The sequence below is a fragment of the Streptomyces sp. NPDC111656 genome (assembly GCF_055656965.1).
In genome coordinates, this window is the sequence record NZ_JBVKCA010000059.1 from 1 (window position 1) to 7,722 (window position 7,722).

Annotated in this window: 8 protein-coding genes and 5 pseudogenes; 7 read left to right on the forward strand and 6 right to left on the reverse strand. The window is 63.6% G+C overall.

Annotated elements, in window-relative coordinates:
• Positions 1-434: pseudogene (locus ACZ7M3_RS52400) on the reverse strand (ISAzo13 family transposase); the annotation flags it as partial.
• A gap of 156 nt (positions 435-590) precedes the next feature.
• Between ACZ7M3_RS52400 and ACZ7M3_RS52405 the strand changes: the two are divergent.
• Positions 591-1,250: a hypothetical protein gene (locus ACZ7M3_RS52405; RefSeq protein ID WP_355977343.1), complete on the forward strand. Its 660-nt coding sequence runs from the start codon at positions 591-593 to the stop codon at positions 1,248-1,250.
• A gap of 151 nt (positions 1,251-1,401) precedes the next feature.
• On the opposite strand, the gene ACZ7M3_RS52410 is transcribed toward ACZ7M3_RS52405, so the two are convergent.
• The gene (locus ACZ7M3_RS52410) at positions 1,402-2,394 is read right to left on the reverse strand and encodes a hypothetical protein (RefSeq protein WP_472073862.1); all 993 of its coding nucleotides are present in this window, start codon (positions 2,392-2,394) and stop codon (positions 1,402-1,404) included.
• Here ACZ7M3_RS52410 and ACZ7M3_RS52415 point away from each other — a divergent pair.
• Both ACZ7M3_RS52415 and ACZ7M3_RS52420 read left to right on the forward strand, forming a co-directional pair.
• Positions 2,374-2,931, forward strand: a complete 558-nt coding sequence (locus ACZ7M3_RS52415; protein ID WP_472073864.1) for a hypothetical protein — start codon at positions 2,374-2,376, stop codon at positions 2,929-2,931. The two genes, ACZ7M3_RS52410 and ACZ7M3_RS52415, sit on opposite strands and share 21 nt — an antisense overlap.
• 231 nt (positions 2,932-3,162) lie before the next feature.
• Positions 3,163-3,366, forward strand: a complete 204-nt coding sequence (locus ACZ7M3_RS52420) for a hypothetical protein (RefSeq protein ID WP_472073866.1) — start codon at positions 3,163-3,165, stop codon at positions 3,364-3,366.
• Between the two features lie 207 nt (positions 3,367-3,573).
• Here the strand turns inward: ACZ7M3_RS52420 and ACZ7M3_RS52425 are convergent.
• Together ACZ7M3_RS52425 and ACZ7M3_RS52430 are read right to left on the reverse strand one after the other, a co-directional pair.
• Positions 3,574-3,699, reverse strand: a pseudogene (locus ACZ7M3_RS52425) (SAM-dependent methyltransferase); the annotation flags it as partial.
• Between the two features lie 62 nt (positions 3,700-3,761).
• Positions 3,762-3,851: pseudogene (locus ACZ7M3_RS52430) on the reverse strand (helix-turn-helix domain-containing protein); the annotation flags it as partial.
• Here ACZ7M3_RS52430 and ACZ7M3_RS52435 point away from each other — a divergent pair.
• The 3 genes and pseudogenes from ACZ7M3_RS52435 to ACZ7M3_RS52445 all read left to right on the forward strand — a co-directional run.
• Positions 3,850-4,188: an AHH domain-containing protein gene (locus ACZ7M3_RS52435; RefSeq protein ID WP_472073868.1), complete on the forward strand. Its 339-nt coding sequence runs from the start codon at positions 3,850-3,852 to the stop codon at positions 4,186-4,188. The pseudogene ACZ7M3_RS52430 and the gene ACZ7M3_RS52435 sit on opposite strands and share 2 nt — an antisense overlap.
• Entirely contained in the window at positions 4,185-4,718 is a 534-nt protein-coding gene (locus tag ACZ7M3_RS52440) for a hypothetical protein (RefSeq protein WP_472073870.1), read from the forward strand. Before ACZ7M3_RS52435 ends, ACZ7M3_RS52440 begins: the two co-directional genes overlap by 4 nt.
• Positions 4,719-5,340: 622 nt before the next feature.
• A pseudogene (locus ACZ7M3_RS52445) lies at positions 5,341-5,526 on the forward strand (IS3 family transposase); the annotation flags it as partial.
• A gap of 65 nt (positions 5,527-5,591) precedes the next feature.
• Here ACZ7M3_RS52445 and ACZ7M3_RS52450 read toward each other — a convergent pair.
• Together ACZ7M3_RS52450 and ACZ7M3_RS52455 are read right to left on the reverse strand one after the other, a co-directional pair.
• Positions 5,592-5,777 carry an IS3 family transposase gene (locus ACZ7M3_RS52450; protein ID WP_472073874.1) on the reverse strand — a complete coding sequence of 62 codons (186 nt, stop codon included), beginning with the start codon at positions 5,775-5,777 and terminating at the stop codon, positions 5,592-5,594.
• 43 nt (positions 5,778-5,820) lie between these two features.
• Positions 5,821-6,934 (reverse strand): annotated as a pseudogene (locus tag ACZ7M3_RS52455) (IS110 family RNA-guided transposase).
• A 325-nt stretch (positions 6,935-7,259) separates the two neighbouring features.
• On the opposite strand from ACZ7M3_RS52455, the gene ACZ7M3_RS52460 reads away from it, so the two are divergent.
• Complete coding sequence (locus ACZ7M3_RS52460; RefSeq protein ID WP_472073872.1) at positions 7,260-7,604, forward strand: transposase; 345 nt, start codon at positions 7,260-7,262, stop codon at positions 7,602-7,604.
• Positions 7,605-7,722: the final 118 nt, after the last annotated feature.

Here is a 7,722-nt window from a genome sequence, read left to right on the forward strand (position 1 = left end):
CGGCCCACCACGACCTGACCCCAGGCCGGCACCCGGGCCCCACCACGCCCCGACACACCATCAGGCACCCACGCACCCAACAACGTGACAGCACCCAGCGGCGACATCGGATCGCCCCGCTCATCCGGCTCGACCAGCGCCAGCAACGCCGGAACGAGCAGCGGGTCAAGCTCCTCGGAGCTCTTGCGACCGCCGCCATCCCGGCGGACCCGGCCATCGGGCAACGGGTCCTCACCGCCCTCCAACTCGAAGACCCCCTTCCGCACCGTCGTCTCGCTCACCCCCGCGGCACGCGCGACGGCCCGGACCCCGCCATGCCCCAGCAGCCGGGCCTCGGCGGCCAGCGCCAGCCGCTGCTGCCGCTCATTGAGATGGGGGAACAACACCCCGAATCTCAGGGCAAGTTGGCCACGAACCTCGCTCGGTATGCGCATACCACACCAACGACAGAGAGACCGCGAAGCAACGTGTTGATTCTTTACGGGCCCTTAGGTAGGGCTGGAGGGCCACTTTGCCACTCACCTTGACTGGAATGCGGTTGCATCAAGCAGGACCCATATCCCCCATCCCATCCGTGAGACAATCTCCTCATGATTGATCCCGCGAGCGTCGACTTGGCGCAATTTCTCACCAGTTGGTACGGGCCGCCCGACGCCTCGTCAAGCCGCTTGTCGGGCCCGCATGCATGGCTGCCTGAGCCATTGAAGGACTGGCATGAGCTCGCCTCTCAATGGACAAGGCCGCTCACGACTCTAAGAAGAATGAGGGCACCAAAGGAAATCGCAATAGAAGACGGAAAAGCCATCTTCATGACAGACGCTGGCGATGAGGTATGGGCTTTCGATCCAGGCAGCCCCACGGACGTCTACGAGGGACAGCTCTACGAAGAATGGGGAAAGTGCGCAGAGAGCCTTCCCGAATTCTTGATTCACAACGCCCTCAATGAAGCAGCCCACAATGCCACATCCCGAAGGGTGTGCGACGAAGTGAAAGAGGAGCTGCTTTCAGAAATTTTGGCACCCATGACGGAAGTCTCTTTCCGCGGGTGGCGAGTGCCGCGTGCTGGACATCGAGTATTCATGGGTGATTCGCTGATAGCGGATGTCGGCCCAGCGCTTCAGGATCATGCTCCGTGGGGCCTTAAGTCCGGGTATGTGCAGATCCAAATCGGAAGCAAGGAGCCTGCCGCCATGACCTATCTGGACAAGATTTCCAACCTCGACTGGTTGAAATCTGGACGCATCGAGTAGATGCAGCGAAGCGAGGTCATCAGGAGTAACCGGCTCCGACCCCGACAGGAAGACCTGTCGGGGTCGGTCGCTTTTCTACCCTACTCCGGTGAATGGGACAGTCTCTATCGCTCCGTCACTCGTGCGGTAGGTCACTTCGAGAACCGCATCTTTAGGAAGCCATTTCGGGAGCCTGTCGGCGCATGCGCCACAGATATAGTCGCCACTGATGAAGAGGCGCCCAAACTTTTCTTCCTGTCCTGTGCATTGCAGCTGCTGCTTGAGCCTCTAGATGGTGGTAGAAGTCTCCTGCACCCGAAGGTCGAATGTAGCCTGCGGGAAGATTTCCACGTCCACTCGATACGGCAAGCCATTCGTCAAGCCCTTCCAGATACAGGGCTCCGCTCATGTTTCCCGGCTTTTTGAACTTTCCAACAGCTACTGCCGCAGATTCGAGACCTTCCACGGCTGTCACAATGCAGCCAACATTGCCGCCTCGGGCATTTTTGGCCGAGGCTCCAGCAATCAGTCCGCGTGTGGCGCTGGGGGGAGTCTTAGTCGGGCACGCCGTACGCGTCGTCTCGGCAATCTCCGCCCAACGTTCGATCCGCGCCATTGCTTGCGCGTCGAGGTTCAGCGTACGCAGCGCCTTCATAGCGTCAGCAATGCCGATGCCGGTTCGCAGGGAGGCATCCGCGGCACGCATCGCGTCGGCGATCGGCCGGACGATCTTGCCGGCGAACAGGCTGGCGACGTCGAAAGCGGCCCAGCCGCATCCGCCCCAGTTTCCTCCACTGCCCGAGATCTTGAGCATCGAGCCGATCTTCTTGCCGCAGTCAATCCAGCTGCCGAAGAGGATGTCGATCGGGTCGACGTTCGCGTTGAACTCCGCGATCGTGATGTTGTGCGTGACTTCCTTGGTCATCTCCTTGGACGGCTGCTGGCCGAGATACACCGCCGCCTCGGAGGGGCAGATGTTGTACTCCGGATTGAAGTCTTCGGTGTCGCACAGGTACAGGTCGAGGATCGCCTTGTAGGTGATTCGCGCCTTGATGGTGCAGTCGCCCGTGTAGACGATCCTGCTATTCCAGTCGTCGCAGGCCGACGTCTTGGACAGAGTCTCCGGGTCGCCGATGTTCTCGTAATGGTCGACGACATAGAACACGTTGCCGATGTGGCCCTCGGCGTCGAGGATGGTTCCGGTCTGGATCTGCTCCCCGTTCTTCTTGTCCTCGGTCTGTTCGGCGGCTTGTTGCGCCTCTTTGGCGTACTTGTCGGCGTCCTTGGCAGCCGGTTGTACCGGGAGTCGGGGAGCACAGATTTCTCGCCCCAGTCGCCCACCTCGCGCGGCTCGGTGAGGGGCACCTTGGCGCACTTCGTGTCGGTGTTCGAGCCAGCCCGCAGGGAGCGGCTGGTGACCTTCAGACCGTTGACGTATTTCACCTTGGCAGCGGCCGCGCGCTTCTTCTCGGTCTCGTTGATCGCCCGGCTGGAGAGTGCAGCCCTCGCACGGTGGGGTTGCCGCGGTCCTTGCGTGAACAGCGTCTGGGGGGAAGAGGTGGCCTGCGAGGCTCTGTCGGCCATCGGTGGCCGCCGGGGCGAAGTTGCCGCATCGTCCGCTTGCGGTGATCTTGCTGAGGGGTATACCGGACAGAATCCGGCTGCACGGCAGGCCGGTATCGGCCACCGCGATGGGCGATAGGGGAGGCAAGGCCCATGCGCCGATACCCCCAGGAGCTGTTCTCGCGGGACAAGCGCAGGACAAGGACCTGGATGGAGCGACGGGTCGGCGGCCTGCCGGACCGCTTTCGGGCTGGCGGCGCGGACGCGAGGTAACCCTCTGACGACGGCGCATCAGGTCACGGTGCCACCTCAGGACCGTCTCCGGCGAGACGATCAGATGTAGCTGCCGCGGTGTCCGCGTGGGGAGCCGGTGGAGGAGGGCGGCGAGGAAAGCGCGGTCTGCCAGGGTGACGCGTGGCCTGTCGATCTGCCGCTGCAGGACAGCCAACTGGTGGCGCGGCGTCAAGATCTCGATGTCCTTGGCCGCAGCGCTCATCGGCAGCAGCCGGATGAAGGCGAACACGCTCGACACGGCCAGGTAGGGCAGTCGCAACAGAACGATCCACCCACCTGACACACCCCTCTGGCGACCACTGACCATTCGCGACAATCTGCAGGTCACAGACCACGGATGGAGTTTCCCACGTCGGCAGGCCCGGCCTGTTGGGATCGCCTCTCGTGACGAAGTGCACTAGGCCGGACGACATGGTCCCGGTGATGTCCCGGTCGCGCGGACACGCCACCTGACGACTATCCGGCGATCGTCACCGGGGAATCATGGCTAGGCTTTCCGGGCCAGTCCGGCGGCGATGAGGCGCTCCCAGACGGTGAGTTCCCGTTCCCCACCGCTGTTCCACGGGCTGTCGACCTCCTCAGGACGCCACAGGGGTGCGGGGACGATCCCGGGGTGTTACTGACTTCGGCGTCGTAGGGTCTGGGGTCTTCGTCGGAACTGGTGACGACGTCCGCGGCCTCGAAGAGGTCGACGGCCCGTATCCGTATCTCTTTGCGGCGCTTGCGCTGCTCGGCGGTCAGCCCGCCCTCATCTGGGTACCGCATGCCTCCGGGGTACCCGCCAACTCTCAGGGCCAGTGGCGAGCACCCGACGACGCCGAATCCGGAAGCGCACCACCTCGTCCCGGAGAATCACAGGCTGGCGACTGCTGCCCGCGGCATCCTGAAGAACCACGGAATCGATATCGACTCGGCTGAAAACGGAGTGTGGTTGGGGCATAATACTCACCGTGGAACGTTCCCGCATGACTATGTTCGGTGGATCAATGATGAGATCGTGAATGCAAATTCCGCTGGCGGGAAGAGTGCGGTCGTGGATGTGCTGTCAAGTACGAAGCAGACACTCCAGGACTTGGATCTGAACTTCGGGAACGGAATATGATGAATCCTGCGGCTCCATGTCTGGTAGAGGCCGAAGTGGATACGTTCGGTTATCTCTACAGTGACGTGGAAATCGCGATCACCGGCAGCGCTGAGCCAGGCAGGTCGGAGGTGTACTGGGAGATCGGAGCCTCCGGCCGGCGGCCGAACATCTTCCGTCACAACGTCCTTCGGGACTTTGTATGCGATGACACTGCGTTGCGCATCCTGAGGGGTATCTCAGGTGCGGATCTCCGGGCTATCGCGCTGTTGAGGCTTGGCGAATTGCCGCTGACTGTCGTCCGCGCGGATCCAGTACTGGATGTCGTCGACGAGGCCCGCTCCATTCCTTCCGAGTACAACTGGGCGAGGATTGGGTTCCCGCATATTCGGCAGGAAATTTGGGCGGAGGTTGGTCGGCGCATATTCCACCTTCCATATCCGGAGCTGTCGACGGCGGTTGTGGCAGGTGCCGAGGTCTGCGACGCGTACCGTAGTGCCGGACTCACTGGATGGTCCTTCGAGTCGGCGTTGGTGGATCCTGACGCTTAGCCTCGATCTTGCATGAGTGTCCGTCAGCTTGCCCTGTCGAAGAGGATCGTTGCGTAGGTACGATCGCGGCGCACGACGAACTCGTCGACGTCCAGACACGGGACAGACTCTGGCGGCGGGGCGGGAAGTGCGCGAAGCAGGCGGAGCAGGGTGTCCTTGCAGACGTTGCTGGTCATGTGTCCGGACAGATGAGCTCCGGCACGTCCGCCAGAAACAGGGCGATGTCGGTGAGTTGGGCAGTGAGGGCGTTCGTGCGACGTACATTTCGACGGGTCAGATTCAAGATCTGCTCGGCGAACGTCCGTCGCGCACAGCGGTTGTTGTCGCATAAGAGACGACGTGCCCGCAGATCGAGTCGCACCCGTCGGCCGGCGGCGGGACGGTCCGCCAGACACCGCTGGTAGTAACAGTGCACGCGCGAAGACCTCCATCCGCATCTCGGAAAGACGGCCGACACTGCTGAGGACAGCACAGCAAGAGGGACCTCTGTATCCCCCAAGAACCACCTCTCGACCTCCACTCCAACCCCCGGAGGAAGAAGGTCGGTGAGGCGAACCGTATCCATCGCGCCCAGGTGATGCCCGCCGCTCTTGATTGTCGCGCACTGGGGTCGGCTGGTCTCTACGCCGACCTCGCACTGGAGGCGTTGGAGATGGCCATATGGAGACGCCGGCACACCGGCGCCGACCTCACCGGCCTCACTCACCACTCGGATCGCGGCGCCCAATACCAGGCCATCCGCTACACCGAACGCCTCGAACAGGAAGCCGCCGTGGCTTCCGTCGGCTCCAAGGGCGACTCCTACGACTGTCAGTCTTTTCGCACCAAATCCCGCAAGGAGGTTGTCAATCCCCTCGAACTGCGGAGACCTTCCTATGCAGCCAGTTCCTCGGTGAGGTTGGCCCAGTAGTCGTGTTCGTAGTCGATCGGGCTCTTGAAGCCGCACATGCTGTGTAGCCGACGGCTGTTGTAGAAGTCGGTGATCCAGGTCGCGATCCTGATCCGGGCCATAGTGCGTGTGGCGAAGGTGTGCCGGTGGACGTACTCGACCTTCAGCACGCTGTTGAAAGCCTCGCTGACGGCCGTGATGCCGCTATGGATGTCAAGCTGCACCTCGGGTTCGTCCCGTGCCGTCTGCACCGGTGTTTGTGGGGGCGATGAGTCGGTAGATCTCTCGTGCGACATACCGCTTGAGACAGCGGATGATCTCGCGGCGCGTCTTGCCCTCTGCGAGGCGTCGCCGCACGTAGTCCTGGGAACGGCCCTCCCAGGGCAGGCGGCTGAGGACGATGCGGAAGAGCGCCGCGTTCGCCTGAACGGTCGCCGCCTCGGTTCAGCCTGCACCGCTGGGTCTTGCCGGAGGACGCCTCGACCGGGCTGGTGCCGCACAAGGCGGCGAAGGACGCCTCGCTGTCGAGGCGTTCAGGGTTGTCACCGGCCGAGATGAGCAGGGCTGCTGCGCTGTCCGGGCCGACGCCGTTGATGTCGAGCAGGCCGGGAGTACTCGCTTTGATCGCTTCGGTTATCCGTGTGTTGAGGTCGTTGATCTCCTGGGTCAGGTGCTGGATGCGGCGGGCCAGCAGGCTCAACGTGTGACGTGCGGCTCCTGCCGGCCCGGGGAGCCCAGAGTCCGCGAGCTCGGCGCACTGTTTGAACAACTTCGGGTTGCTCAGCCCGGCCAGAGACTCGCGGAGTTCGGCATCGGCGCTGACCAGGACGCTCTTGAGCTGGTTGATGGCCTGGGTCCTGGACTTGATCGCGGACCCCTTCGCCAGCTTGAACAGTCGCAGCATCTCCACTGGCCCGTTGCTCGTCTTGGCCGTGGCCGTGGCCCGGCCGGACAATACGGCGCGAGCGGCGGCTTCGGCATCGACGGCATCGGTCTTGCCGTGGCGCCGCCGGGCGGCCTTGTCGGGCTGGTTGACTTCGGTCACCTCGATGCCTTCGCCCTGCAGGTGCCGCGTCAGGGCGGCACCGTAGGATCCGGTGCACTCGACTCCGGCTTGCCTCACTGTCCCGAACGAGCGTGTCCAGGAGATGAGTTGGCGGTACCCCTCCGCGGTCGCCGGGAAGCTGCGGCCGTCCAGAGCGGCGCCGAGCGTGGTGATGACGGCCGCGGCGTGGACGTCCTTGTGGGTGTCAACGCCGAGGAGAATGTCCTCCTCGGCGTCGGCCGGGATGTGACATGAGGTCGTGGACTGCGTGATGCTGGGCAAGGTCGCCTGTCTCCTGATCGCCTCGGGTACTGGTGGCCGTCGCCGGGCCGGGGCGGTCAAGACTGTGACGGTGCATGTCGCGAAGGCCCCTGATTTGTTGAATCGGGCCCAGACGCGCGGTCTGCAGCCGTAGCGTCCAGGGTGTCGGTCGGCACGGGCCCGCAGTGCCCCTTGCCGTCCATGGGCTGGCTCTCCGATAGCGTGCCGCCGCCGGCCGACACCCACGCGGTGTGGCTCGACAGAGGCATGAAACGTGTGCGACCGCTACTTCAAGTCAGTGTGCCCACCGCATACTTCGCCGCTTCGAGTACAGACCGGGATGCGCGTGATCACGATCGGGATCGACCCCCACAAGTCCTCTCACACCGCCGTCGCCGTGGACGGCGCAGGCCACAGGACCGGCCAGCGGCGCTTCGTCGTCAACGCAGGCACTTTCACGCAGCTCAACGAGTTCGCCCACGGCCACGGCATGCGCCGCTGCCGCTACCGAGGACAGCGCAAGGTCCACCCCCAGCACGTCCTGACCGCCATCGCCATCAACATCGAGCGCCTCAGCGGTCTCCCACCGACCGAGGAAGCACCCCCTCCCCGCCGGCCGACCGCCTTCCAGAATTACCTCGACCAACACGAGATCCCCCGGACAAAATCCTGGCGCACCCTGGGCACCTGACCTCGGCAACTCCAAGATCCCCAACAGCAATCCAGCGCGGCTTCGCCGTGCGCCGGGGGCACAGTAAATGCGCCGTCGTACGCCTGCAGATCGCTTGTCCGCCCTGCCCTGGAGACGT